The sequence below is a fragment of the Intestinimonas massiliensis (ex Afouda et al. 2020) genome, from assembly GCF_900626285.1.
Taxonomy (GTDB): domain Bacteria; phylum Bacillota; class Clostridia; order Oscillospirales; family Oscillospiraceae; genus Flavonifractor; species Flavonifractor massiliensis_A.
On sequence record NZ_LR131147.1, the window covers coordinates 2677777 to 2702982 of the forward strand.

23 protein-coding genes and 1 riboswitch are annotated in these 25206 nt (G+C 63.5%); of the genes, 14 read left to right on the top strand and 9 right to left on the bottom strand.

The genetic code is table 11. The features are described from left to right. Window positions 1-72: 72 nt before the first annotated feature. The 3 genes from ablA to E0E41_RS13245 form a co-directional block, all read right to left on the bottom strand. On the bottom strand, window positions 73-1326 hold the full coding sequence (gene ablA / locus E0E41_RS13235) for a lysine 2,3-aminomutase (protein WP_130870281.1): 1254 nt from the start codon (window positions 1324-1326) through the stop codon (window positions 73-75). A gap of 410 nt (window positions 1327-1736) precedes the next feature. Then, entirely contained in the window at window positions 1737-2777 is a 1041-nt protein-coding gene (locus tag E0E41_RS13240; protein ID WP_130870282.1) for an L-erythro-3,5-diaminohexanoate dehydrogenase, read from the bottom strand. 65 nt (window positions 2778-2842) lie between these two features. Then, entirely contained in the window at window positions 2843-3661 is an 819-nt protein-coding gene (locus E0E41_RS13245) for a 3-keto-5-aminohexanoate cleavage protein (RefSeq protein ID WP_130870283.1), read from the bottom strand. Window positions 3662-3779: 118 nt separating this feature from the next. Then, a riboswitch (Lysine riboswitch) is annotated at window positions 3780-3957 on the bottom strand. Window positions 3958-4228: 271 nt separating this feature from the next. Here E0E41_RS13245 and E0E41_RS13250 point away from each other — a divergent pair. Continuing rightward, window positions 4229-6004, top strand: coding sequence for a S41 family peptidase (locus E0E41_RS13250; RefSeq protein WP_242623783.1), 1776 nt, complete (start codon window positions 4229-4231; stop codon window positions 6002-6004). Between the two features lie 57 nt (window positions 6005-6061). Here the strand turns inward: E0E41_RS13250 and E0E41_RS13255 are convergent, their stop codons facing one another. The 3 genes from E0E41_RS13255 to E0E41_RS13265 form a co-directional block, all read right to left on the bottom strand. Beyond that, window positions 6062-6856: an ABC transporter ATP-binding protein gene (locus E0E41_RS13255; protein WP_130870284.1), complete on the bottom strand. Its 795-nt coding sequence runs from the start codon at window positions 6854-6856 to the stop codon at window positions 6062-6064. Continuing rightward, window positions 6849-7799 (bottom strand): ABC transporter permease, encoded by a 951-nt coding sequence (locus E0E41_RS13260; protein ID WP_130870285.1) that lies wholly within the window; start codon window positions 7797-7799, stop codon window positions 6849-6851. The genes E0E41_RS13255 and E0E41_RS13260 overlap by 8 nt, the downstream gene beginning before the upstream one ends. 91 nt (window positions 7800-7890) lie before the next feature. Then, window positions 7891-8895, bottom strand: a complete 1005-nt coding sequence (locus E0E41_RS13265) for an ABC transporter substrate-binding protein (protein WP_130870286.1) — start codon at window positions 8893-8895, stop codon at window positions 7891-7893. Between the two features lie 222 nt (window positions 8896-9117). Here E0E41_RS13265 and E0E41_RS13270 point away from each other — a divergent pair, with 222 nt between their 5' ends. The 4 genes from E0E41_RS13270 to E0E41_RS13285 are packed head-to-tail and all read left to right on the top strand — an operon-like array spanning window position 9118 to window position 11660. Next, a complete protein-coding gene (locus tag E0E41_RS13270; RefSeq protein WP_130870287.1) occupies window positions 9118-9840 on the top strand; it encodes a WecB/TagA/CpsF family glycosyltransferase in 723 nt (240 codons plus the stop codon). 1 nt (window position 9841) lies between these two features. Further along, window positions 9842-10513 (top strand): dTMP kinase, encoded by a 672-nt coding sequence (locus E0E41_RS13275; protein ID WP_130870288.1) that lies wholly within the window; start codon window positions 9842-9844, stop codon window positions 10511-10513. 21 nt (window positions 10514-10534) lie between these two features. Next, entirely contained in the window at window positions 10535-11080 is a 546-nt protein-coding gene (locus tag E0E41_RS13280; RefSeq protein WP_130870289.1) for a DJ-1 family glyoxalase III, read from the top strand. Between the two features lie 10 nt (window positions 11081-11090). Then, on the top strand, window positions 11091-11660 hold the full coding sequence (locus tag E0E41_RS13285; RefSeq protein ID WP_242623784.1) for a 5-formyltetrahydrofolate cyclo-ligase: 570 nt from the start codon (window positions 11091-11093) through the stop codon (window positions 11658-11660). A 33-nt stretch (window positions 11661-11693) separates the two neighbouring features. Here E0E41_RS13285 and E0E41_RS18565 read toward each other — a convergent pair whose 3' ends face one another. Beyond that, a complete protein-coding gene (locus E0E41_RS18565) occupies window positions 11694-11843 on the bottom strand; it encodes a hypothetical protein (RefSeq protein WP_165450551.1) in 150 nt (49 codons plus the stop codon). A gap of 98 nt (window positions 11844-11941) precedes the next feature. Here E0E41_RS18565 and mltG point away from each other — a divergent pair, with 98 nt between their 5' ends. The 8 genes from mltG (at window position 11942) to alaS (ending at window position 21818) form a co-directional block, all read left to right on the top strand. Beyond that, a complete protein-coding gene (gene mltG, locus E0E41_RS13290) occupies window positions 11942-13129 on the top strand; it encodes an endolytic transglycosylase MltG (protein ID WP_130870291.1) in 1188 nt (395 codons plus the stop codon). Continuing rightward, complete coding sequence (locus E0E41_RS13295) at window positions 13119-14333, top strand: peptidase U32 family protein (RefSeq protein ID WP_130870292.1); 1215 nt, start codon at window positions 13119-13121, stop codon at window positions 14331-14333. The genes mltG and E0E41_RS13295 overlap by 11 nt, the downstream gene beginning before the upstream one ends. Before the next feature lie 87 nt (window positions 14334-14420). Continuing rightward, window positions 14421-14906 carry an RNA polymerase sigma factor gene (locus tag E0E41_RS13300; RefSeq protein ID WP_130870293.1) on the top strand — a complete coding sequence of 162 codons (486 nt, stop codon included), beginning with the start codon at window positions 14421-14423 and terminating at the stop codon, window positions 14904-14906. Beyond that, a complete protein-coding gene (locus tag E0E41_RS13305) occupies window positions 14903-16318 on the top strand; it encodes a hypothetical protein (RefSeq protein WP_130870294.1) in 1416 nt (471 codons plus the stop codon). The genes E0E41_RS13300 and E0E41_RS13305 overlap by 4 nt, the downstream gene beginning before the upstream one ends. A 309-nt stretch (window positions 16319-16627) precedes the next feature. Further along, the gene (locus tag E0E41_RS13310) at window positions 16628-17785 is read left to right on the top strand and encodes an iron-containing alcohol dehydrogenase (RefSeq protein WP_130870295.1); all 1158 of its coding nucleotides are present in this window, start codon (window positions 16628-16630) and stop codon (window positions 17783-17785) included. 114 nt (window positions 17786-17899) lie between these two features. After that, complete coding sequence (locus E0E41_RS13315) at window positions 17900-18598, top strand: hypothetical protein (protein WP_130870296.1); 699 nt, start codon at window positions 17900-17902, stop codon at window positions 18596-18598. Then, window positions 18552-18857 carry a hypothetical protein gene (locus E0E41_RS13320; RefSeq protein WP_130870297.1) on the top strand — a complete coding sequence of 102 codons (306 nt, stop codon included), beginning with the start codon at window positions 18552-18554 and terminating at the stop codon, window positions 18855-18857. Before E0E41_RS13315 ends, E0E41_RS13320 begins: the two co-directional genes overlap by 47 nt. Before the next feature lie 291 nt (window positions 18858-19148). Continuing rightward, window positions 19149-21818 carry an alanine--tRNA ligase gene (gene alaS, locus E0E41_RS13325; RefSeq protein WP_130870298.1) on the top strand — a complete coding sequence of 890 codons (2670 nt, stop codon included), beginning with the start codon at window positions 19149-19151 and terminating at the stop codon, window positions 21816-21818. 658 nt (window positions 21819-22476) lie between these two features. Here alaS and E0E41_RS13330 read toward each other — a convergent pair. Both E0E41_RS13330 and E0E41_RS13335 read right to left on the bottom strand, forming a co-directional pair. Further along, window positions 22477-22806, bottom strand: coding sequence for a hypothetical protein (locus E0E41_RS13330; protein ID WP_130870299.1), 330 nt, complete (start codon window positions 22804-22806; stop codon window positions 22477-22479). 28 nt (window positions 22807-22834) lie between these two features. Next, a complete protein-coding gene (locus E0E41_RS13335) occupies window positions 22835-23431 on the bottom strand; it encodes an AAA family ATPase (protein ID WP_130870300.1) in 597 nt (198 codons plus the stop codon). Between the two features lie 283 nt (window positions 23432-23714). Between E0E41_RS13335 and gdhA the strand changes: the two genes are divergently transcribed. After that, on the top strand, window positions 23715-25070 hold the full coding sequence (gene gdhA / locus E0E41_RS13340) for an NADP-specific glutamate dehydrogenase (protein WP_130870301.1): 1356 nt from the start codon (window positions 23715-23717) through the stop codon (window positions 25068-25070). Window positions 25071-25206: the final 136 nt, after the last annotated feature.

The following is a 25206-nucleotide window of genomic DNA, read 5'->3' on the forward strand; positions in this document are numbered from 1 at the left end:
TTGTCAGTTCAAAAACGGGGGCAAGCGGACCGTCGCATTTGGCGGCGGTCCGCTGCTTGCCCTGGGGAATGATTACTCCTCGTGATGGGAACGCTTATGCCGCTCCAGGTTGGCGGGCTCCATGGACAGGGCCTGGCCACGCTCCAGACCAGCCACACCCATGAGCTCCTTCTTCTTCTTGCCGGTGCAGTAGTCGCACTGGCAGTCGGTGTAGTGCTCGGGCTCGGTGTAGGTGGTGATAACGCCCTCGTAGTTGCGGAGGATGACCTTGTGGGGGGTCTGGGAAATCACGTACTGAGGCATGACCGGGGTCTTGCCGCCGCCGCCGGGGGCGTCCACCACGAAGGTGGGCACGCAGAAGCCGGAGGTGTGGCCGCGCAGGCCCTCGATGATCTCGATGCCCTTGCTGACAGGGGTACGGAAGTGCTCCAGGCCCATGGACAGGTCGCACTGATAGATGTAGTAGGGACGCACGCGGATCTTGACCAGCTCGTTGACCAGCTTCTTCATGGTGTAGACGCAGTCATTGATGCCGGCCAGCAGCACGCTCTGGTTGCCCAGGGGGATACCGGCGTCAGCCAGACGGGCGCACGCGGCGGCGGACTCGGGAGTGATCTCGTTGGGGTGGTTGAAGTGGGTGTTCAGCCAGATGGGGTGATACTTCTTCAGCATGTTGCACAGCTCGGGAGTGATACGCTGAGGCAGCACCACGGGGGTACGGGAGCCGATGCGGACGATCTCCACGTGGGGGATCTCACGCAGCTTGGCAATGATGTACTCCAGGCGCTCGTCGCTCACCAGCAGGGCGTCGCCGCCGGACAGCAGCACGTCGCGGATCTGGGGAGTGTTGCGGATGTACTCGATGGCCTGGTCTACCTGATCCATGGGCATGCCGGCGTCATGCTGGCCGGCGAAACGGCGGCGGGTGCAGTGACGGCAGTACATGGAGCACTGGTCGGTGATCAGGAGCAGGCAGCGGTCAGGATAACGATGGGTCAGACCGGGAGCGGGGGAGTCCTCATCCTCGTGCAGGGGGTCCAGCAGGTCGGCGGGGGACTGGTGCAGCTCCTTGGCGGTGGGGATGGCCTGCAGCCGGACAGGATCCTTGGGATCGCCGGGCTGGATCAGGGACAGGTAGTAGGGGGTGATAGCCATGCGCAGGGTGCCCAGGCAGGCCTTGACGCCCTCCTCTTCCTCAGCGGTCAGGTCCACATATTTCTTCAGGTCCTCCAGGGTCTCGATGCGGTTCTTGACTTGCCAATGCCAGTCGTTCCACTCTTCATCGGTCACGTTGGGGAAAAGAATCTTACGGCGGGACTCTACCATAACAAGGTCATCCTTTCTAAGTCAGTGTGGGGATGCGAGATCCGCGGGTCAGGCTCCCATACCGAAACGGCGGTGAAGGACAGGGTTGGGGGAGGAGAGGTGTCTCCACCGGCGCCCGGGCCGGTCGCGGTACCACGGGAATGTCACATCAAATATTGTTTGCCCGCAGAATGCGGGGAAACTACTATATTATAATTACAGGTACTTCTTCTCGAAGCAGGCCTTCAGCTGGGGATTCTCACGCAGCGCCCCACGCAATTTCATTGCGCGGGGACCCCGGGATTTTTACATCCTCGGGGCAAGTGAATTGCCCCTGCGGCAAGGTTTTGCTGCGCAAAACGCTTGGACGCGCCAAAAGGCGCGGCGCGCTTACGCGCGGGCCGAGCTGAAGATGCCCGGGAAATCTGCCGTTACAGGTACTTCTTCTCGAAGTAGGCCTTCAGCTGGGGATTCTCACGCAGCTCGGCCAGGGTGATGGCGGCGTGGTCCTTGGTGTAGCCGTTGCCGATGACCATGGTGACATCCTTGCCGCAGCCCTCGGCGCCCAGGGCGGCCTTGGCGAAGTCGGTGGCCATGGAGAAGCAGTAGACAACGCCGTTGTCCCGGACGGGGAGGATGGCGCTCATCTCGCAGGCGGGCACGTTGACGATCAGGATGGAGATGTCGTACTCCTTGCCGCCGTTGACGGCCAGGGACTTCTCCAGCACCTCCACCGGGTTGGTGGCGGAGCCCACGATGGCGTGGTGGCAGAGGTTCATGCTCTTCAGCAGGTCGGCGTCCTCCTGGCAGATGACCAGGGCGACCACGTTGCCGGTGGGGCCGACGCGCTTCATGGCCTCGTAGCAGCACATCATGCCGCCCTTGCCGGCGCCGCCCAGGATCAGCACGGAGTCACCGGGCTTCACCAGCTTGGCGGTCTGGGCAGGAGCACCGGCCACGTCCAGAGCAGCCAGGGCCAGCTCCTCGCTCATGTCGTCAGGCAGCTTGGCATACAGGCCGGACTCGAACAGGATAGCCTGGGCGTCCACGTCCACCCGGTCGATCTCGGGGTGGATCGCCTTGATCTTGTTGATCTTCAGGGGGGTCAGGGACAGGGACACCAGGGAGGCGATCTTGTCGCCCACCTTCAGGTCAATCTTGCCCTGCAGGTCCTCGCCGATCTCCTTGACGGTGCCGATGAACATGCCGCCGGAACCGGTGACGGGGTTCTGCATCTTGCCGCGCTCGGCCACGATGTCCAGGATCATCTGCTCGGTCTTGGCCAGGTCCTTGTCGCAGGCTTCGTAGATCTGGGTGAAGGAAGCGGAGTCGATGTTCAGGGCGGACACGTCGCACAGGATCTCGTTGGAGTAGCACTCCATGGTGTTGTCGATCTTCTTGGCGGCCTGGGTCAGCAGACCCTTGGGCTCGATGACGCGGTGAGTGCCGTACTTGTTGCCTTTCTTCTGCATAGAAAGTTCCTCCTGTTTCGTTTTGTTTGGTTGGGGAGATATGTACTGACAAATTTAAGAAATGCTCAGGCCAGGGAGAGGATCTTCCGGGCCTCGTCGGGGGTGGCGACCTCGCGGCCCAGCTCCTTGGCCAGCCGGACCACCTTGGCTACCAGCTCGCCATTGGAAGCGGCCTTGTGGCCCTTGCCCAGGTAGATGTTGTCCTCAAAGCCCACCCGGACGTTGCCGCCCATGATGATGCCGGCGGCCGCCATGTCCCAGGCGCTCTTGCCGATGCCGCTCACCGTCCAGGTGGAGCCGGCGGGGATCTGCTTGACCAGGTAGTCCAGGTTGCCCACCGTGGCGGGGGTGCAGCCGGATACGCCCAGCACGAAGTTGAACTGCATGGGGGCGCCGGGTACCAGGCCCTTTTTGGCCATGTTCACGATGGTATCCAGATGGCCGATCTCAAAGCACTCATACTCGGGTTTGATGTGGTTCTCGATCATGCGCTTGCCGAAGGCACGCATGGTGGGCATGTCGTTGACAAAGATATCATCGCCGAAGTTGCAGGTGCCGCAGTCCAGGGTGGCCATCTCAGGGCACAGCTCGGTGGGCTGGAGCCGCTCCTCCGGGGTCATGCCGGTGGCGCCGCCGGTAGAGGGGATGAGGATGACGCCGGGGCAGGCTTCCTTGATGGCATCCATCACGACCCGGAACCGTTCCTTGTCCTGGGTGGGAGTGCCGTCGTCTTCCCGGACGTGGACGTGAATTACGGCAGCGCCCGCTTCAAAAGCGCTCTTGGCCTCGCGGACCATTTCCTCCACCGTGTAGGGAACCGCAGGATTGTTCTCCTTGGTGACCTCTGCGCCGCAGATGGCCGCGGTGATGATAAGTTTTTCCATAACACGCCTCCTCGTAAAAATAAACGCTATCCCGCCTTTTGGAGATACTCCCGGCGGGATAGCGCTTCATGAACAAAAAAACACTACTCATGTCCGCGGGAGGGGAAACTCTCGTTCAGACACAAATAGCGCTTCATGTAACTCATGACAATCCGTAAGCGCTGGGCCCACGGCTCAGGGGGAGGGCTGTACGTTTCACGTCCCCCTTCGGCGGAACGGACATTCACAACACACATCGGGCTCGCCTGCCCTTGCCATTGTGCTGCTACCTTGCGCTCCGCGCCTCTATCCATGCATGTTATTCACTTTTGACAAATTCACTATACTCCGGCGGTTTTCGTTTGTCAACTATTTTTTAAAAATTTTACATGACAAAAATTTTCTCCGGTCTGCGCACTTTTGTACGCTGCAGCAGGACATTGCTAGCGTGCTGATAGGAAAAGCGGGCCGCCCGGCGGGCGGCCCGCTGATCGTTTACAGGTCTGCCTGGAACAGCTCCATGAGGGTGGGATCCAGCTTGGGCAGCTGCTGAGCGATTACTATATTGACGACATCCCCCAGTCCGTATTGGAACAGCCCACCGTCCAACAGATGGTGGAGGCCCTGGGGGACCCCTACACCCAGTACCTCACCGCTGAGGAGTATGCCCAGTTCCTGGGCAGCATGGAGGACGTGAGCGTGGTGGGTATCGGTCTCTCCATGCTGACCACCCAGGAGGGGCTGCTGATCCAGCGGGTCTATACGGACACCCCCGCCGCCAAGGCCGGACTGCAGGTCGGCGACCTGATTGTAGATGTGGACGGCAAGGACGCCACCGGCGACAACGTGCTGCTGGCCGCCTCCTGGCTTCAGGGGGAGGCGGGCACCCAGGTACAGGTGACCTATCTGCGGGACGGGACAAAGCACACCGTCACCCTCACCCGTCAGGCCGTCATTATTCCCGCCACCTACAGCGAGCTGTGGGACGACCACATCGGCTACATCGACTGCGACACCTTCGGTGGTGACACCCTGGACCACTTCCTGGACGGAATCAAGACTTACGGCAGCCAGGCGGATCACTGGATCGTGGATCTGCAGGGCAACGGCGGCGGGGAGATCAACGCTGCCATGTCTTCCGCTGCCTGCTTTACCGGCCCTGCTCTGATGACCTATTTCCTGGACGGCTCCGGCGAAGTTGCCTCCTATGGCAGCCAGCTGGAAAGCCAGACCCTCTATCCCGCCATCGTCCTCACCGATGAGAACACCGCCAGCGCTTCGGAGCTGTTCGCCGCCGCCATCCGGGACAACAACGCCGGCATTCTGGTGGGCGGGCGCACCTTCGGCAAGGGCGTGGCCCAGAGCGTATTTGACCAGTCCTCCCTGCCTGATTACTTCCCTGACGGAGACGCCTTTAAGATCACCACCTACCGGCTGTACTCCGCCAGCGGCACCACCGCCCAGACCATTGGCCTGCTCCCCCACCTGCTGGTGGACCCGGCCATTGCCCCCGACGTGGCCGTGCTGCTCAGCGGCACCAACCCCACGGCCGGCACGGAGGGCACCCTGCGCATCGACTTCGGCTGGCGGTGGTATGTGGATCTGGACACCGCCCTCAGCCAGGAACACCGGGCCGCCTTTGTGGCCCTGCTGGAGGCGCTGCCCGCCACCGTCCAGCTGCTGGAGGGCACCAGCAGCACCGGCGACGGCTGGACCACCGTTACCGCCGCCGGTCTGGCGGAAAAATACGGCCTGACGGAATATGAGGCCCGCACCTTCTCCGACATCGCGGATTCCCCCTACCGGGCCCAGATCCAGCAGCTGGCCACCTATGAGATCCTGCAGGGCGACGGCACCGGCGCCTTCCGGCCCGACGACGGGCTCACCCGGGCCCAGCTGTGCGCCCTGCTGGCCCAGGCCATCCACTGCACCTACACCGGACCCAGCCGCTTCTCCGACGTGTCCGGCGACAGCTGGTACTGCTCCGCCGTCAACGCCATGGCCGCCATGGGCCTGGTGGAGGGCGTGGGCGGCGGACGCTTCAACCCCGACGCCCCGGTGGATCACCAGCAGTTCATCACCATCATGGGCCGTCTGGGACAGAAGCTGAACCTGTTCCTGGACCAGGCCGCGAAGGAAAGGTCGGAGGACGCCCTCTCCGATCCCGCCCTGGCCGCCTATCCCGACTGGGCCAGGGAATCGGTGTGGCTGCTGGCCCTCAGCCAGCAGGGGCTGGTGGGCAACACCATCAACCTGCTGTGGGAGCCCCTGGCGGACATCGACCCCACCTCCGCCGCCACCCGGGAGGAGGCCGCCGCCCTCACCTGCTCCCTGCTCCACTACATCGGCATCCTGCCCGCGTAAATCTTTCCACAAAAAACCGCCTGCCGGAAATCCCGGCAGGCGGTTTTTTATCCTGTCTCAGCCCAGCAGCAGCTTGTCGTCGGCCTCGTCGGAGCCGCTGGCTTTGCTGAACAGCTCCAGCAGCTGCTCCACGGTGAGCTTTTTCTTCTCCTCCCCCGACACATCCACGGCGATGCGGCCCTCATACATCATGATAAGCCGGTTGCCGTGGGCAATGGCGTCCCGCATGTTGTGGGTGATCATCAGGGTGGTCAGCTTGTCCCGCCGGACGATCTTCTCTGTGGTGTCCAGCACCTTGGCCGCCGTCTTGGGGTCCAGAGCGGCGGTGTGCTCGTCCAGCAGCAGCAGCTTGGGCTTCTTCAGGGTGGCCATCAGCAGGGTCAGGGCCTGCCGCTGGCCGCCGGAGAGCAGGCCCACCTTGCTGGTCAGCCGGTCCTCCAGGCCCAGGTCCAGGATCTTCAGCAGCTCCCGGTACTGCTCCCGCTCGGCCTTGGTGATCCCCGCCCGCAGGGAGCGGCCCTGCCCACGGCGGGCGGCCAGGGCCAGGTTCTCCTCGATCTGCATGGTGGCGGCGGTGCCCATCATGGGGTCCTGGAACACCCGGCCGATGAATTTGGCCCGCTTGTGTTCGGGCAGGCGGGTCACGTCCTGGCCGTCGATGGCGATGGACCCGCTGTCCACCGGGAACACCCCGGCCACCAGGTTCAGCAGGGTGGATTTGCCCGCCCCGTTGCCGCCGATGACGGTGACAAAGTCCCCGTCGGCCAGGGTGAGGGACACGCCGTTCATGGCCCGCTTCTCATTGATGGTGCCGGCGTTGAAGGTCTTGTAGATCTCCCGTACCTCAAGCATCGCGGCCCGCCTCCTTCCGTACCGTCTTGGTAAAGTACCTGCCCTTCCAGTAGGGGATGGTCAGGAAGAGCGCCACCACCAGAGCGGTGAGCAGCTTCAGGTCGGTGGATTCCAGGCCCAGACGGAGGACCAGGGTGATGACTACATAGTAGATGATGGCGCCGATGACGGCGGTGAGCAGTTTGAAGGCAAAGTTCTGGCACACCTTGCCCAGCAGCACCTCGCCGATGATGACGGCGGCCAGGCCGATGACGATGGCGCCCCGGCCCATATCCACGGTGGAGCTGCCCTGGTACTGGGCCAGCAGGCCGCCGGACAGGGCCACCAGGCCATTGGACACCACCAGGCCCAGCACCTTGCACCAGCTGGTGTTGATGCCCTGGGCCCGGGCCATGCTCTGGTTGGCGCCGGTGGCGCGGAGGGCGGAGCCCAGCTCGGTGCCGAAGAACCAGTAGAGCAGGGCGATGACCACCACCGTAAAGATGACCAGCAGGAACAGGGGGTTGGTCAGATCCAGCTCCCGGATGTACCGGGAGGAGATCAGCAGGTCCTGCTTGTCCACGCTGAGGGCCAGGGTGGCCTTGGTGGTGGCCTTCTCATCGCCGATGGCCATGATCCGCAGGTTGATGGAGTAGAGGGCCAGCTGGGTCAGAATGCCGGCCAGAATGGCGGGGATGCCGCAGGCGGTGTGGAGCAGGCCGGTGACCAGCCCGGCCAGCATGCCGGCCAGCACCGCCATCAGCAGCGCCAGCCAGGGGTTCCAGCCCAGGGTGATGCACAGGGCCGCCACCGCGCCGCCGGTGGCCAGGGAGCCGTCCACCGTCAGATCGGCGATGTCCAGAATCCGGAAGGTGATGTACACCCCGATGGCCATGATGCCCCAGGCCAGCCCCTGCCCGAAGGCGCCGGGCAGGGAGTTGAAAAACGCGAACAGGACGTCCATGGATTCGCCTCCAAATGTTTAAAAATCTCCAGTAGTATACCAGAAAAGAGCGGAGAAGGGATACTCCTTCTCCGCCCTCCGGGGGTCAAGGTCAGGCAATGGGCTCGTAGTCGTCCGGCATGGTCAGCCCCAGCGCCTCGCAGTTGGCGGCGTTGTACATCTTGGTCACGTTGGGGGCGTACTCGATGGGCATGGTGGAGATGTCCGCCTGGCCGGTGAGGATCTGGGCGGCCATCTGGCCGGTGGTGTAGCCGATGTCGTAGTAGCTGATGGACAGGGTGGCCACGCCGCAGCCGGAGCAGATGCCGCTCTCACCGGCGATGACGGGCACCCCGGCGGGGATGACCACGTTGGCGATGGTCTCGGTGTTGGCGGCGGCGGTGTTGTCGGTGGGAATGTAGATCACGTCAGAGCTGTCACAGGCGGACTGGGCCACGGAGGACAGGTCGTTGACGTCGGTGAAGGCGAACTGCTCGCAGGTGTAGCCCATGTCGGTGAGGTAGCCCTCAATGGTCTCCACCTGGTACACGGAGTTGGGCTCGCCGGAGCAGTACAGCAGGCCCACGTTCTTGGCATCGGGGAACAGCTCGTGGAGCATATCCGCCTGCTGGTCCAGGGGGGCCAGGTCGGAGGTGCCCGAGATGTTGCCGCCCACGGTGCCCGTCCAGTCCTCAATGTTGAGGGCGGTGGCGTAGTCGGTCACCGAGGTGCCCAGGATGGGGATTTCGGCGGTGGCGGAGGCGGCCGCCTGGAGGGGATAGGTGGCGTTGGCCAGGATCAGGTCCACGCCCTCGGCCACAAAGCCGTCCATAATGGTGCCGCAGTTGGCGTACTCGCCGCCGGCGTCCTGCTCCTCAAAGGTCACCGCGTCGCCCAGGGCCTCGGTGAGGGCCTCCTTAAAGCCGCGGGTGGCCTCATCCAGGGCGGGATGGGTCATCTGCTGGCAGATGCCCACGGTATAGGTCTCGCCGCTGGGGGCACTGCTCTCCCCGCCGGCGGCGGGGCTCTCCGCACTGCCCTGAGTGCCGCCGCAGGCAGCCAGGCTCAGAGCCATCGCGCCGCTCAGCGCAAGAGCGGCCAGCTTGTTCACTTTCATTTCCGGTTCCTCCAATTCCTACTGTGCTTTAGCTCTTTTAAGGACTAAAGCAATATGTTGCGTTTTATTATAGTCACATTCGCACCCGTTGTCAACGGTGAACTTCACAGAATCTTAAGAATACCCGTTCCCCTTTCTTTGGGTTTCCGCATAGACTTTTGGGGCAAGTTATGGTAAAATGGCTTGAAATTATGGACACAATCCAATCGGAGGCATTTGATTTTGAGGACAGATGTATTAGGCGTCGGCTTTGACAATCTGACCCTGGAGGAGGCGGCGGCGGCGGGGGCCGCTCTGGTGGAGGCCGACGGGTTCCACTACGCCGTGACCCCCAACCCGGAGTTCATCCTGGCCGCCCGGAAGGACCCGGACTTCTCCCGGGTGCTGGGGAAGGCCGACCTGGTGCTGGCCGACGGGGTAGGCGTGATCCACTCCGCCAGGATCCTGGGCCGACCCCTGAAGGGCCGGGTGCCCGGCATTGAATTTGCCCAGCGGCTCATCGCCTGGATGGCCGCCCACGGCAAGCGGCTGTTCCTGCTGGGCGCCAAGCCCGGCGTGGCCGAGCTGGCCGCCGCCAACCTGAAGGACAAGTACCCCGGCCTCATCGTCTGCGGCACCCACGACGGGTATTTCAAGGAGGACGGACCGGTGGTGGAGGCCATCCGGCAGGCCGCCGCCGACGTGGTGTTCGTGTGCCTTGGGGCCCCCAAGCAGGAGTTCTGGATGGCCAAGAACGGCCCCGCCTCCGGCGCCCACCTGATGGTGGGGCTGGGCGGCTCCCTGGACGTGTTCGCCGGCGTGGTGGAGCGGGCCCCGGAGGGATTCCAGAAGCTGGGTATGGAGTGGCTCTACCGGCTGATGAAGGAGCCCAAGCGGATCGGCCGCATGGCCAAGCTGCCCCTGGTGCTGGTATACGCCCTGGGCAGCCGGATCGGAGGGAAATGAGATGGCGGGAAAGCTGATCGTATTGGAGGGCACCGACGGGTCGGGCAAGTCCACCCAGTTCAGGCTGCTGTGTGACCGGCTGGACCGGGAGGGGATCGCCTTCCAGAAGCTGGTGTTCCCCCAGTACCAGGAGCCCTCTTCCGCCCTGCTGCGGATGTACCTGAACGGGGAATTCGGCTCCCACCCCTCCGACGTGAACCCCTACGCCGCCTCCACCTTCTACGCGGTGGACCGGTACGCCTCCTGGAAAAAGGTGTGGGGGGACTACTACCGGAACGGCGGGCTGGTGCTCTCCGACCGGTACACCACTTCCAACGCCGTCCACCAGGCCTGCAAGCTGCCGGAGGACCAGTGGGAGGACTTCTTCCGGTGGCTGTTCGACTTTGAGTGCTCCAAGCTGGGGCTCCCCATGCCCGACCGGGTGTTTTACCTGGACATGCCCACCGAACAGGCGGTGGAGCTGCTCCGCAGCCGGGAGGCCGCCACCCACACCAAGGGGGACATCCACGAGGTGGACACCGGGTATCTGGCCCTGTGCCGCCGCACCGCCCTGCGGGCGGCGGAGGAGCTGGGCTGGACGCGCATCCCCTGCCTGACGGAGTCCGGCGCGCTCCGGAGTCCGGAGGAGATCCATGAACAGATCTGGGCCATGCTGACCCAAACCATAAAATGAGAAATGAAAGGTGCTGTTACAATGGTAGCGATTTTACTGGGAACCGGTTTTGAAGAGGCTGAGGCCATCGTACCCGCCGACCTGCTCCGCCGGGCGGGTGTGGAAGTGGCTCTGGTAGGCATTGCCGGCCGCCAGGTGGTGAGCAGCCACAAGGTCACCGTCACCGCCGACCTGACTCTGGACGAGCTGGACCGGGACCAGGTGGACATGCTCATGCTCCCCGGCGGACTGGGCGGCGTGGAGGCCATCAGCTCCGACGTCCGGGCTCAGGCCCTGATCCAGTACTGCTATGACCACGGCCGCTGGCTGGCCGCCATCTGCGCCGCCCCCACCATCCTGGCCAACCTGGGCATGCTGGACCGGCGCAACGCCGTGTGCTACCCCGGCATGGAGGACCTGATGGGCTCCGCCGTGGTGCAGAAGGGCACCCCCGTGGTGGTGGACGGCCACATCGTCACCGGAGAGGCCGCCGGCTCCGCCTATCCCTTCGGCCTGAAGCTGGTGGAGATCCTGAAGGGCGCGGAAGCCGCCGCCCAGGTGAAGGATGCCGTCCACTATCACGGCTGAGAAGGCCGCATTGCGGGCCCGGATCCGGGCCGTACTGAAGTCCCTCTCCCCGGAACAGCGGCGGGAGAGCGACCGGGCTCTGCTGGACCGGTTTCTGGCCCTGCCCCAGGTGAAGGCGGCCTCCACCCTGCTGCTCTACCACGGCATGGGGACCGAGCCGGACACGTCCCGGCTGCTGGAGCCCCTGTGGGAGGCCGGCAAGCGGGTGGCGCTGCCCCGGTGCCTGCCGGGGAACCAGATGGAGGCCCGGCTCGTCCAAAAGGATACGGTGCTCATCCCCCACCCCTGGGGGATGCTGGAGCCTGGAACGGACTGCCCCCTGGCAGGTCCGGCGGATATCGGTCTGGTGCTGGTGCCCGGCCTGGCCTTTGACCGCTCCGGCGGCCGGCTGGGCCAGGGCGGCGGCTTTTACGACCGGTGGCTGGCCGGATTTTCCGGCCTCACCGTGGCCCTGTGCCGGGAGGTGACCCTGCTGGACCGTGTGCCCCGGGAGGGGCACGACCGGCCGGTGGACCTGGTGGTCACCGAGGGGGCCGTCTACGGCCTGTCCCCCGCCGGGGACGGGGAAAGCGGGGCGTGAAGCCCCGCTCTCCTCTGGGTTACGTAGCGCCGCTCAGCAGCAGCTGTCGCCGCAGCCGCAGGAATTGCCGCAGCCGCAGGAGTTGCCGCTGGTGCTGCCTCCGCAGCAGCAGCAGATGATGATGAGGATCAGGATGATCCACAGGCAGCTGTTGCCGCCAAACCCGTTATTGCCGAAACACATTTGCTTCTCACCTCACTTGCTTTGACTGACCTATCTTATGCGTGAGGGGCGGATGTGGTTCCAGACGCACCATCGTTTTTCTGTTAGGAGTTGAATCCATGTCTCAGGAAGATTACCGCGAGAACGAGCGTTATGAGCGCCATGCCCACAGCAGCCACGGCGGAAAGCGGGTGGCGCCCTCCTCCCACTCGGAGCGCCGTCCCGCTCCCCGCCGGAAAAGGCGCCGCAGAATGGGCACGTGGGGCCTGCTGATCTATATTCTGTTCGTGCTGGGGGCCTCCGCCCTGCTGGCCGGCGTGGGCTGGATGTGGGCCAACGACGTACTGGCCCTCAACAAGGCCGAGCACACCGCCGCGGTGGAGATCGACGAAGGGGACACGGTGGACACCGTGGCCGACAAGCTGAAGGAGCAGGGGCTCATTGAGTACAAATCCGTATTCAAGCTGTTCTGCTCCCTCACCCACGTCTCCGGCAAGGCCGGCGAGGAGGACGCCAAGATCACCCCCGGCACCTACGAGCTGAGCACCGATATGGACTACCGGGCCCTGATCTCCAACATGGGCTCCGGCTCCTCCAACCGGATGACCACCAGCGTCACCATCCCCGAGGGCATGACCGAGGCCCAGATCTTCCAGTTGCTGGAGGAGAAGGGCGTGTGCACCGTGGAGCAGCTGGAGGACACCGCCGCCAACTACGACTTCAACTTCTCCTTCCTCAAGGGGGTCCAGGCCCTGGGCGATCCCAAGCGGCTGGAGGGCTACCTGTTCCCCGACACCTACGAGTTCTATATGGGCGACGACCCGGTGAACGTGCTCAACAAGATGATCCTCCGGTTCGACGAGGTCTTTACCGATGAGATGCGCGCCGACATCCAGGAGGCGGGCTACACCATCAACCAGGCGGTCATCATCGCCTCCATGATCGAAAAGGAGACCGACGGCACCGACCAGGGCAAGATCGCCTCGGTCATCTACAACCGTCTGGAGCGGCCCACCAGCGAGACGGCGGGCTATCTGAACATCGACGCCACCATCCTGTACGCCACCGGCGGCACCGAGGTGGACGTCAACGCCGACACCCCCTACAACACCCGCACCCACACCGGTCTGCCTCCCACGGCCATCGCCAACCCGGGCACCGACGCCCTGAAGGCGGCGGTGTACCCCGATTCCACCAAGTACTACTACTACGCGCTGGGTGACGACGGCAAGCACTCCTTCTTCGCCACCTACCGGGAGCAGCAGAACTTCGTCGCCACCCAGGAGCTGTACAAGAATGACAAATAAGATCGAACTGCTCTCCCCTGCCGGGGATATGGAGCGGCTGAAAATGTCCCTGGCCTACGGGGCGGACGCGGTGTACCTGGCGGGCACCGATTTCGGTATGCGGGCCTTCGCCGGCAACTTCACCCCCGACGAGATGCGCCGGGCCGTGGACCTCTGCCACAGCCGTGGGGTGTCCATCCACGTGACCTGCAACACCATGCCCCGCAACGATGAGATCGCCCGTCTGCCCGAGTGGCTGGAGTACCTCCAGGACCTGGGGGTGGACGCGGTGATCCTGGCCGACGTGGGGGTGCTCTCCCTGCTGAAGCGGTACGCCCCCCGGGTGAAGGCCCACATCTCCACCCAGGCCAGCATCTCCAACTACCAGACCGCCGCGGCCTGGTACGACCTGGGGGCCAGCCGGGTGATCCTGGCCCGGGAGCTGTCCCTGGAGGAGGTGGCTGAGATCCGGGCCAAGACCCCCAAAGAGCTGGAGATCGAGGCCTTTGCCCACGGGGCCATGTGCGTCAGCTACTCCGGCCGGTGCCTGCTGAGCAACTATATGACCGGCCGGGACGCCAACCGGGGCGCCTGCGCCCAGCCCTGCCGGTACAAGTACGCCCTGGTGGAGGAGAAGCGCCCCGGGGAGTACTTCCCCATCGGCGAGGACGAGGGCGGCGCCTATATCATGAACTCCCGGGACATGTGCATGATCGACCACATCCCCGAGCTGATGGCGGCGGGGCTCTCCTCCCTGAAGATCGAGGGGCGGGCCAAGAGCGCCTACTATGCCGCCGTGGTCACCGCCGCCTACCGCCACGCCATTGACGCGGCGGCGGAGGGGAAGCCCATGGACCCGGTGTGGCGGGACGAGGTGGAGAAGGTGAGCCACCGGCCCTACTCCACCGGCTTCTGGTTCGGCCAGCCGGGCCAGTACACCGGGGACGCCCGGTACATCCGGGAGTGGCAGGTGGTGGCGGTGGTCACCGCCTGCGACGCCGCCGGCAACGCCACCCTCTCCCTGCGGAACAAGTTCTCCGTGGGGGACGAGCTGGAGCTGGTGGGCCCCGACGTGGCCGCCACTCCCTTCACGGCGGGGGAGATGACCGACGCCGACGGCTTTGCCATCACCCAGCCGAAAAATCCCCAGATGGTGTTCCACATGAAGCTGCCCAAGCCGGTGCCCCCCCTGTCCATTCTCCGGGCCTGCCGGGAAAATTCCTGAAAGAAAAAGTCCAGGCAACTTTGCCTGGACTTTTTTGTGACCTGAGGGCGGGTCCAATCGTTATATGGCTGAAAGGAGGGCAGGCCCATGGATGAAGCACAGAAGCGGCGGTTTGAAGCAAGCTATGACGCCTACGGCGCCATGGTCTACCGCCTGGCCATGGTATACCTGGGCCGGACCGCCGACGCGGAGGATGTGACCCAGGAGGTCTTTTGCCGCCTGCTGCGGCGGACCCCGGCTTTTCTGGACGGGGAACACGAGAAGCGGTGGCTGCTCCAGGTGACGGCCAACCTTTGCAGGGACCAGCTGAAAGGGTTCTGGCGGAAGCGGGCGGCAGCTCTGGAGGCGGACATTCCGGCGGCCCGCCCGGAGGACCGGGGGGTATGGGAGGCCGTTCTGGCCCTGCCGGAGACCTACAAGGGTCCCATCCACCTCCACTACTACGAGGGGTACTCGGTGGCGGAGATCGCGGAGATCCTGGGCCTGTCCCCCTCGGCGGTAAAGATGCGGCTGAAGCGGGGCCGGGAGCAGCTGAAGCTGGAACTGGAGCTTGGAACGGAGGGATCGGTATGAATCTGGACGAATACAAAGGCGCGCTGGACCAGATGGTTCCCGCTTCTGATCTGAAGGACCGCATCCGGGACGCCCTGGACGCCCCCGCCCCTGTCCCCCGTCCCCGGCGGCGGCGGGCGGGCCTCACCGCCCTGGCGGCAGCCGCAGCGGTGGCCTGCACCTTCCTGGTGGCCATGGCGGCCAGTCCCCAGCTGCGGACGGCAGTGCTCACCTTCCTCCGGCTGGAGGATACCGAGCAGGTGCCCGCCCCCACGGGAGAACGGCCGGAGCAGCCGGAGCTGACCCAGAATACCATCGGCCAACAGGTGGAGGCGCAGTACATCCGCCTGCCTGACGCCGGGTCGGGGTGCGACTACAGCAACAATACCCTGTTCCAGGCGGACCGGGCGGAGGACGGCTCCATTCTGGACGTTCACTACTGGGGCATCGACGGAAATACCCTGGTGGCCCTGAATACCAGCACCACCAATTTTACCGCCGTCTGGGACGGGGTGACCTACACGGACACGGTCTACTGGTGCGAGTATGAGGGGGAGATCTCCTGCTATAACAACGGCACCGCCGGCATGGCCCTGGACTACGACTGCTATGTCTCCGCTCTGGACGGCCGCACCGACGCGGTGCTCCTCACCCTGAGCCAGGGCAGCCAAGTGGACTACCGGGAATACCCGGTGCTGCTGGACCTGGCCACGGGGGAGGTCACCGACCTGCTGGGCGGTACCGGCTGGGAGGGGGCCGCACCCCTCACCGAGGTACAGTGGACGGACGATCTGTCCGCCGCCATCCTCTCCAGCGACCGGATGGGCTGGTTCTACTGCGACCGGGAGGACAAAACCACTGTCAGTCTCAATGCGCTCACCGGCCTGGAGGTATCCAGCGCCTGCTTCGCCGACGACAGCACCCTGATCCTGCTGACCCGCTCCGGCCCTGACGGGGACTGCTGTGACATCTGGACCTGGCTGCCGGACAGCGGAGCGCTGAAGTGCACCTTCTCTCAGCTGCCGGTCTATCAGCCCCGGGTGGAGCAGTCCTACGGCTTCCAGTTCTTCTTCGGCGGCGGACGGGGCATTTACGTGGCGGAGGACGGCTCGGTGTCCATCCTGGACCTGATCACCGGGGAAACCACTGCCGTGGAGGGCTTCTCCCTGTCTCAGACCGACGGCACGCTGCTCCCCAATCCCACCGGCACCAAGGTCCTGTTTGCCAGCTACGACAATCAGACCAGCGGGCTGGGCATCTCCAGTCTGGGGGTGATGGACCTGGAACAGGGCACCTTCACCCTGCTGGACCGGGAGAATTATGACAGCATCTATGAGGGGGTGCTGGGCTGGTTCGACGAGGACCGCATCGCCATCACCGCCCACGGTACCGACGATTACAATCAGGCCTGTCTCTACCTCTACCGGTTCTGACCGGCCTCCGGCCCTCCCCAGGCTGGGGAGGGCCGGAACTTTTTTCAATATTTCGTATTCGTATTAAATTGTCGTTACTCTCACGACAAGGAAAAAATGGTTGCCGAATATCCCATGGTTTAAAGCAAACCGCTTGCTTCCTCTTTATTTTATTAAAGTTATATTTTTAACTTATTTGTTTTAAAAATAACAATAATTCGTTAAAAAATAAACTTTTTAAAACTTGTTGACTTCCTTTTCCAGGCAGGCTATACTGACGCCAACCGACGGGGCCCCGCCGCCCCACCGAGAAAAAGGAGGAAAACGCTCATGTCCACTTACTACTTTCTGCCCACCCGCAACGTCTTTGGCGAGGGAGCCGTCAACGAGGCCGGAGCCCTGCTGAAGAGCCTGAACGTAGGCCGCACCATGATCGTCACCGACAAATTCCTGGCCCAGTCCGGCATGGCCGCATCCATCCAGGAGATCCTGACCGGCTCGGGCATCCACTCGGTGGTCTTTGACGGAGCGGAGCCCAACCCCACCGACAAGAACGTGGAGGCGGGGGTGGCCTTCTTCCAGGCCAACGGGTGCGACTCCATCATCTCTCTGGGCGGCGGCTCCTCCCACGACTGCGCCAAGGGCATCGGCCTGGTGGCCAGCAACGGCGGGCGCATCCACGACTACGAGGGGGTGGACAAGGCCACCAAGGACGTGGTGCCCCTGATGGCCATCAACACCACCGCCGGCACCGCCTCCGAGATCACCCGGTTCTGCATCATCACCGACACCAGCCGGAAGGTAAAGATGGCCATTGTGGACTGGAGGGTCACCCCCAAGATCGCCGTCAACGACCCGGTGCTCATGAAGGGCATGCCCGCCTCCCTCACCGCCGCCACCGGCATGGACGCCATGACCCACGCCATTGAGGCCTATGTGTCCACCGCCGCCAACGTGCTCACCGATTCCGCCGCCCTGATGGCCGTGAAGATGATCTACCAGTACCTGCCCAAGGCGGTGGCCAACGGCGACTACATGTGGGCACGGGACAAGATGGCCTACGCCCAGTATCTGGCGGGCATCGCCTTCAACAACGCCTCCCTGGGCTACGTCCACGCCATGGCCCACCAGCTGGGCGGCTACTACAACCTGCCCCACGGCGTGTGCAACGCCATCCTGCTGCCCTACGTGGAGGAGTTCAACCTGATCGGCAACCTGAACCGGTTCCGGGACCTGGCGGAGGCCATGGGGGAGAAGATCGACGGCCTGTCCACCGGGGACGCCGCCGCCAAGGCCATCCAGGCCATCCGCACCATCAGCAAACAGGTGGGCATCCCCGCCAACCTGAAGGTGCTGGGGGTCAGGCCGGAGGACTTTGAGATCATGGCGGAGAACGCCATGAAGGACGTGTGCTGCCTCACCAATCCCCGGAAGGCCACCAAGGAGCAGGTCATCGAGATCTACCGCCGGGCCTACGAGGGCGAATAAGGAAACCCACACCGGGCGTACCGCTGGTACGCCCGGTGTTATCGTTTTTCAATAAAATTATATTGACTTACAGGCTGAGTTGTGTTAGGATGGCCCCGAAAGGAGGGGTGCGATATGACGCCCTCACCCGCCTCCCGCTTCGGGGGCTTTGCCGCGGGACACTTTGTGGTCACCGCCCTTTGCGCCCCCCTGCTGTTCCTGGCGCCCGTGCTGGCGGCACTGATCTCCACCCCTCTGGAGGCGCTGTGCATGATGGTCCTCTATGTTCCGGCGGGGTGGATCGTGGCCGCCCTCCGGGGCTGGAACCGTCCCGCGCCAAAAGAGGGGCTGAAGGCCGTCCTCTGCCCCGCCCTGTTCGCCTGGGGCTGGGCCCTTGGCGGGTGGCTGCTGACCCTTTACGGCCAGTACCTTCCGCCCCTGGGAATCGTGGGGATCTATATGCTCCTGTCCACCTGCTTTCTGGCCGCCCCCTCCTTTGTCCTGATGCTGAGCACCCTGGATCGGATCACCGATGTCACCGCCTGGAATGCCTTCGGGCCCGCCTGGTATCTGTGCATGTTCCTGGCGGGGCTGCTGCCCCCGCTGCTCTTCTTCCTGGGGTCCCTGCTGCCCCACCGGGTAAAGGAGGATTTTCATGAAAAAACGGATGGTACTTGCTGTGGGAATCCTTCTCCTGGCATGCCTGGCGGTCCTGTGGATGGGAAGCCGGTCCAGCCAGGCGGGGATCCGGCGGTTCGTCCTCTCCCACCGGACGGAGCTGGAGGAGATGGCGGCGGACTGCCTGAGCGGGGACGAGATACCGGAGCGGTATAAGGGCGTCGAGGTGGAAGGCGTCTTTCCCGGGAAAAGCCCCATCGTGCAGTTTTCCACGGTTGGCTTTGGGCTGGTCCCCTCCGCCTCCTATTGGGGCTTCTACTACGCGGAGAGCGGACAGCCCGCCGCCTACCAGAATGTGGACATGGAGCTGGTCCCTGTCTCCGACGAGGAGTGGACCTGGACCGACGGCACGGACAACGGTGGAGTGACCCGGCGGATCGACGAGCACTGGTTCTCCTACAAAGCGTGGTTTTAGCGGTTGACAACGGCGCAAAATGTGATAGAATAGTACAGCTAAAGGCTATGACGAAACCAAGGGGACCGCGCCGCGTCAAGCGAGAGGGGAGAGTGCAAGCCCTCCGCGATACGGGTCTCCGCGCCACTTCACCAGCCGCCCGGGAGGACCGGGACGCTTCATCCCCGTTACCGGATGCAATGAGATGCGCCTAAAGCGCAGATCAGGGTGGTACCGTGGAGTAAACTTGCTTCGCCCCTGACACCGTCAGGAGCGGGGCTTATTTTTTTGCAGAAGAGGAGATTGAATCACATGCCCAAGAAATTCGGCCTGAACGAACTGCGCGAGATGTTCCTGTCCTTCTTTGAGACCAAGGGACACCTGCGCCTGCCCAGCTTTTCCCTGATCCCCCAGAACGACGCCTCCCTGCTGCTCATCAACAGCGGCATGGCGCCCATGAAGCCCTTCTTCACCGGCGAGCAGGAGCCCCCCCGTCACCGGGTGACCACCTGCCAGAAGTGCATCCGCACCGGCGACATCGAGAACATCGGCCACACCGCCCGCCACGGCACCTACTTCGAGATGCTGGGCAACTTCTCCTTCGGCGACTACTTCAAGAAGGAGGCCATTCACTGGGCCTGGGAGTTCCTGACCAGCCCCGAGTGGGTGGGTCTGGACCCCAACCGCCTGTACCCCTCCGTGTTCGCCGGCAATGAGACCACCCCCGCCGACGACGAGGCCTTCCGCATCTGGAACGAGGAGATCGGCATTCCCGCCGACCGGATCTTCAAGTTCGGCAAGGAGGACAACTTCTGGGAGCACGGCTCCGGCCCCTGCGGCCCCTGCTCCGAGATTTACTATGACCGGGGCGAGCAGTGGGGCTGCGGCAAGCCCGGCTGCACCGTGGGCTGCGACTGCGACCGCTATATCGAGGTGTGGAACATCGTGTTCTCCCAGTTCGACAACGACGGCGAGGGCCACTACACCGAGCTGAAGCAGAAGAACATCGACACCGGCATGGGCCTGGAGCGTCTGGCCTGCGTGTGCCAGGACGTGGCCTCCCTGTTCGATGTGGACACCGTCATGAACATCACCAACAAGGTGAGCGAGATCACCCACGCCCACTACGGCGAGACCGCCGCCAAGGACGTGTCCCTGCGGGTCATCACCGACCACATCCGCTCCGCCACCTTCATGATCTGCGACGGCGTGCTCCCCTCCAACGAGGGCCGGGGCTACGTGCTGCGCCGTCTGCTCCGCCGGGCCGCCCGCCACGGCAAGCTGCTGGGGGTCAACGATCCCTTCCTGTATGAGGTGTGCGACACCGTCATCCACGAGAACGAAGGCCACTACCCCGAGCTGCGGGAGCGGCAGGACTATATCACCAAGGTCATCCGGGTGGAGGAGGAAAACTTCGCCCGCACCATTGACGGCGGCCTGAAGATCTTCAATGACATGCTCTCCGGCCACAAGGAGAAGGGCGAGACCGTGTTCTCCGGCGCCGACGCCTTCAAGCTGTACGACACCTACGGCTTCCCCATCGACCTGACCATCGAGATGGTGGCCGAGCAGGGCATGACCGTGGACGAGAAGGCCTTCCAGGACCTGATGCAGGAGCAGAAGGAGCGGGCCCGGAAGGCCCGTGAGGCCCTGGGCGACCTGGGCTGGGCCGGCGTGGAGTTCGGCAAGGACGTGCCCGAGACCGTGTTCGTGGGCTACGACCACACCGCCATCGACGACGCCAAGGTGGTGGCCCTGGTGGTGGAGAACGAACAGGCCGAGGAGCTGATGCCCGGCGTGGAGGGCATCGTGGTGCTGGACAAGACCCCCTTCTACGCCGAGATGGGCGGCCAGGTGGCCGACCACGGCACCATCACCGCCGGCGGCGCCCTCTTTACCGTCACCGACGTGCAGAAGAACAAGGGCGGCAAGTATATGCACTACGGCAAGCTGACCGGCGGCGCCATCAAGCTGGGCGACACCGTCACCGCCGCCATCGACGTAAAGCGCCGGAAGGCCGTCATGCGGGCCCACTCCGCCACCCACCTGTTGGACAAGGCCCTGCGCACCGTGCTGGGCGACCACGTCCACCAGGCCGGCTCCCTGGTGGAGGAGGACCGGCTGCGCTTCGACTTCACCCACTTCTCCGCCATGACCGCCGAGGAGCTGGGCAAGGTGTCCGCCATGGTCAATGAGGCGGTGCTGGACGGCTATGACATCCACACCGACGTGCTGCCCATCGAAGAGGCCAAGAAGAAGGGCGCCATCGCCCTGTTCGGCGAGAAGTACGGCGACACCGTCCGGGTGGTGGACATGGGCAGCGGCTACTCCGTGGAGTTCTGCGGCGGCACCCACCTGGACAACACCGCCAAGGTAGGCGTGTTCCACATCGAGAGCGAGTTCTCCGTGGCCTCCGGCGTCCGCCGGATCGAGGCCACCACCGGCGCTCAGTCCCTGAAGATCATGAACCAGAACCAGGAGAAGCTGTTTGAGGCCGCCGCCGTGCTCAAGACCAAGCCCAGTGAGCTGCGGGAGAAGGCGGAGCAGACCGTCTGCGAGCTGCGGGAACTGCGCCACATGGTGGAGAAGTTCAAGGCCAAGGAGGCCGCCGGCGAGACCGAGCGGTTCCTGATGGGCTGCCACCCGGTGGGCGATCTGAAGGTGCTCACCGCCACCCTGCCCAACGCCGACGCCGCCAAGCTGCGCCAGATGGGCGACATGCTGCGGGACAAGCAGCCCGGCATCGTGGCTGTTCTCTCCGCCGTCAATGACGGCAAGATCACCTTCCTGGCGGTGTGCGGCAAGGAGGCTGTTGCCAAGGGTATCAAGGCCGGCGACCTGGTGAAGCAGGTGTGCTGCTGCTGCGGCGGCAAGGGCGGCGGCAAGCCTGACAGCGCCATGGGCGGCGGTTCCGACGTGCTCAAGCTGGACGACGCACTGGCTAAGGTGGACGACTTCGTGGCTGAGAAGCTGGGTGTGTAATTCACCTGCCAGCTGTTTGGGATCGGCGTCGTCCAGCCCCGCCGCGAGTGCGGCGCCCCAAGCGTTTTGGCCCGGTATCGCCGGGTCAAAACCTTGATGCCGGGCGGATTCATTCCGCCCGAGCAGATAAAATCATTGGGGCCCCCGCACGACATGGTCGTGTGGGGATCGACGCACTGGCCAAGGTGGACGATTACGTGGCCGAGAAGCTGGGCGTGTAATTCACCTGCCAGCTGTTTGGGATCGGCGTCGTCCAGCCCCGCCGCGAGTGCGGCGTCCCAAGCGTTTTGGCCCGGTATCGCCGGGCCAAAACCTTGATGCCGGGCGGATTCATTCCGCCCGAGCAGATAAAATCATTGGGGCCCCCGCACGACATGGTCGTGTGGGGATCGACGCACTGACAAAGGTGGACGATTACGTGGCCGAGAAGCTGGGCGTGTAAGCCGCCCTTCCGGGAACCCAAAGCGAGCCCAGCGCAGCGGGTCGCTTTGGGAGCGGAGGAGCAAGGGAGCGCAGCGAGGGATGGCCGCCAGGCCGTCCCAAGCAGAGCGGACTTTGCGACGACGCGGCTGAGAAGCCGGGCGTGTAAGCCGATTAGAAAAGTATTAGAAAAGGCCGCCACGGATAAACCGTGGCGGCCTTTTTGTAACGTCCGGACCTATTTTTTGGTATAATAGTTGAACAACAGCATCAGGACAGCGCTTATACCGATCAGCCCGACCGGCCAGAAGAGGGCCTCAAAGTCCCCGGAAAAACTATGACCGGCAAATAGAAGGACTTCGACCGGATACAATAGGGCGGCAAGAACGGTCAGTGCGCCGACCAGATTTTTCAGCCTGATTTTATCTTCTGCGCTTACGTTTATTTGCTGGATTCTCTTCGGCGGCTGTTTCCGGAGTAAAAAAACAGCACCCGCAAGCAGAAGGATCAGAGAGACTGCCCCCTTGAAATTTTGTGGTGAAACCACCATTCTCAGTATCGCTGCCATATCAGATCCTCCGGCCGCTTTTATTTCCTTATTCCGCGTCCAGCATGGCCTGGGCGGCCGCCTTGATGACTTTCACCGCCGTGTCGATCCCGATCCGGCTGTTGATGCACAGGTCGTACTCCCGGCTCTGTCCCCACCGGCCGGTGGCAAAATAGTTGTAGTAGGACGCGCGGGCCTTGTCCTGCCGGATCACGTAGCCCTCCAGATTGGCCTCAGTCACGCCGTACTCATCCCTGGCCCGCTTGACCCGCTGGTCCAGGGGCGCGTTGACAAATACCTTCAGTACATGGGGCTCCTCCCGCAGGATATAGTCGGCGCAGCGGCCCACGATCACGCAGGATTCCCGGGCCGCGGCGGCCTTGATGACCTTGGCCTGGGCAATGAACACCTGGTCGGGCACGGAGGGGGTGGCTACCGAGGTGTAAAGATCATACAAAAAGCTGTTGGTGGGACGCTGATGCTCCGTATCCCGGATGAAATTCTCGGAAAATCCGGTCTTCTTAGCTACCTCAGTGATCAGCTGCTTGTCGTAAAAGGTGATCCCCATCTCCTCCGACAGCTGCTTGGCGATCAGCCGACCGCCGGAACCATATTCCCGGCCAATGGTGATAACGATGTGCTTCATACGGACACCTCCTATCCTGCTTTCAGTATAGAGCATTTTTCCCGGCCCGTCAAAGGTGATTTTTCCTCCCCGCCAATTTGCAACCCATATGTAATATTGGTGCACTTCTATCTGCCGGGTGCTGCCCGTTTTCGTCAAATCTGCAATTTTTTATTTTTCTCTTGCAATCCAACAGACACTGCATTATAATAACTTCATCTTGAAAAAGTGAGCGTATTCTCCCGGATTATTCCGGAAAAATTCGGCAGGTCTGCATGGCCGCCATACAAAGGGGTTTGGCAATATGGCATTTACGATCACCAATTCTTACCTTCAGGGCGTTTATGAGAACGTCTGCAAGAAGAACGCCCATGAGCCCGAGTTCCTTCAGGCCGTCGGCGAGGTTATGGAGTCCCTCCAGCCCGTGTACGACCAGAAGCCCGAGCTGGCCAAGATGGGCATTATGGACCGCATGGTGGAGCCCGAGCGCAGCCTGCTGTTCCGCGTGTCCTGGGTGGACGACAAGGGCCAGGTCCAGGTGAACCGCGGCTACCGGGTGCAGTTCTCCACCGCCATCGGTCCCTCCAAGGGCGGCCTGCGGTTCCACCCCTCCGTCAACCTGTCCATCATCAAGTTCCTGGGCTTTGAGCAGGTGTTCAAGAACTCCCTGACCGGTCTGCCCATGGGCGGCGGCAAGGGCGGTTCCGACTTCGACCCCAAGGGCAAGAGCAGCAACGAGGTCATGCGTTTCTGCCAGTCCTTCATGACCGAGCTGCAGCGCCACATCGGCCCCGACACCGACGTGCCCGCCGGCGATATCGGCGTGGGCGCCCGTGAGATCGGCTACCTGTTCGGCCAGTATAAGCGCATCCGCAATGAGTTCAGCGGCGTGCTCACCGGCAAGGGCCTGAGCTACGGCGGCTCCCTGGTGCGCACCGAGGCCACCGGCTACGGCCTGTGCTACTTCGCCGACGAGATGCTGAAGGCCGCCGGCAAGTCCTTCAAGGGCCAGAGCGTGGTCATCTCCGGCTCCGGCAACGTGGCCATCTACGCCAACCAGAAGGCCACCGAGCTGGGCGGCAAGGTCATCGCCATGAGCGATTCCAACGGCTACATCGTGGACGAGAACGGCATCGACTTCAAGGTCATGCAGGAGATCAAGGAGGTCAAGCGGGACCGCATCAAGACCTACCTGAACTACGTGCCCACCGCCAAGTACTACGAGGGCTGCCAGGGCATCTGGACCGTCCCCTGCGGCATCGCCCTGCCCTGCGCCACCCAGAACGAGCTGCCTCTGGAGGGCGCCAAGGCTCTGGTGGAGCACGGCTGCTTCGCCGTGGCTGAGGGCGCCAACATGCCCTCCACCCCCGAGGCCGTCGCCTACTTCCAGGAGCACGGCGTGCTCTTCGCCCCCGCCAAGGCGTCCAACGCCGGCGGCGTGGCCACCTCCGGCCTGGAGATGAGCCAGAACTCCATGCGCCTGAGCTGGAGCTTTGAGGAAGTGGATCAGAAGCTCCACGGCATCATGACCAACATCTACCACAACGCCGCCAAGGCCGCCGAGGAGTATGGCATGCCCGGCAACCTGGTGGCGGGCGCCAACATCGCCGGCTTCATGAAGGTGGCCGACGCCATGATCTGGCAGGGCGTGTCCTACTAAGAGGAGCGTTCCACAATATCCCGGCTTTCAAGGAGGCTGCGGCATTGCCGCAGCCTCCTTTTGCGTCGGCCGCCACGGCTCTAACATCAAAAGGGCATCGTCTGAGCAATCAGAGGATGCCCTTTTCTCTCTTTTA

Excerpts from the sequence above, each read along its gene's own strand:
- E0E41_RS13275 (WP_130870288.1), top strand. The coding sequence starts at position 9,842 with ATGGCGGGAAAGCTGATCGTATTGGAGGGCACCGACGGGTCGGGCAAG.
- E0E41_RS13320 (WP_130870297.1), top strand. The coding sequence starts at position 18,552 with ATGGCGGCGGACTGCCTGAGCGGGGACGAGATACCGGAGCGGTATAAG.
- E0E41_RS13330 (WP_130870299.1), bottom strand. The coding sequence starts at position 22,806 with ATGGCAGCGATACTGAGAATGGTGGTTTCACCACAAAATTTCAAGGGG.
- gdhA (WP_130870301.1), top strand. The coding sequence starts at position 23,715 with ATGGCATTTACGATCACCAATTCTTACCTTCAGGGCGTTTATGAGAAC.
- E0E41_RS13265 (WP_130870286.1), bottom strand. The coding sequence starts at position 8,895 with ATGAAAGTGAACAAGCTGGCCGCTCTTGCGCTGAGCGGCGCGATGGCT.
- mltG (WP_130870291.1), top strand. The coding sequence starts at position 11,942 with ATGTCTCAGGAAGATTACCGCGAGAACGAGCGTTATGAGCGCCATGCC.
- E0E41_RS13260 (WP_130870285.1), bottom strand. The coding sequence starts at position 7,799 with ATGGACGTCCTGTTCGCGTTTTTCAACTCCCTGCCCGGCGCCTTCGGG.
- E0E41_RS13240 (WP_130870282.1), bottom strand. The coding sequence starts at position 2,777 with ATGCAGAAGAAAGGCAACAAGTACGGCACTCACCGCGTCATCGAGCCC.
- E0E41_RS13315 (WP_130870296.1), top strand. The coding sequence starts at position 17,900 with ATGACGCCCTCACCCGCCTCCCGCTTCGGGGGCTTTGCCGCGGGACAC.
- E0E41_RS18565 (WP_165450551.1), bottom strand. The coding sequence starts at position 11,843 with ATGTGTTTCGGCAATAACGGGTTTGGCGGCAACAGCTGCCTGTGGATC.
- E0E41_RS13305 (WP_130870294.1), top strand. The coding sequence starts at position 14,903 with ATGAATCTGGACGAATACAAAGGCGCGCTGGACCAGATGGTTCCCGCT.
- E0E41_RS13310 (WP_130870295.1), top strand. The coding sequence starts at position 16,628 with ATGTCCACTTACTACTTTCTGCCCACCCGCAACGTCTTTGGCGAGGGA.
- ablA (WP_130870281.1), bottom strand. The coding sequence starts at position 1,326 with ATGGTAGAGTCCCGCCGTAAGATTCTTTTCCCCAACGTGACCGATGAA.
- E0E41_RS13280 (WP_130870289.1), top strand. The coding sequence starts at position 10,535 with ATGGTAGCGATTTTACTGGGAACCGGTTTTGAAGAGGCTGAGGCCATC.
- E0E41_RS13255 (WP_130870284.1), bottom strand. The coding sequence starts at position 6,856 with ATGCTTGAGGTACGGGAGATCTACAAGACCTTCAACGCCGGCACCATC.
- E0E41_RS13300 (WP_130870293.1), top strand. The coding sequence starts at position 14,421 with ATGGATGAAGCACAGAAGCGGCGGTTTGAAGCAAGCTATGACGCCTAC.
- E0E41_RS13245 (WP_130870283.1), bottom strand. The coding sequence starts at position 3,661 with ATGGAAAAACTTATCATCACCGCGGCCATCTGCGGCGCAGAGGTCACC.
- alaS (WP_130870298.1), top strand. The coding sequence starts at position 19,149 with ATGCCCAAGAAATTCGGCCTGAACGAACTGCGCGAGATGTTCCTGTCC.
- E0E41_RS13295 (WP_130870292.1), top strand. The coding sequence starts at position 13,119 with ATGACAAATAAGATCGAACTGCTCTCCCCTGCCGGGGATATGGAGCGG.
- E0E41_RS13335 (WP_130870300.1), bottom strand. The coding sequence starts at position 23,431 with ATGAAGCACATCGTTATCACCATTGGCCGGGAATATGGTTCCGGCGGT.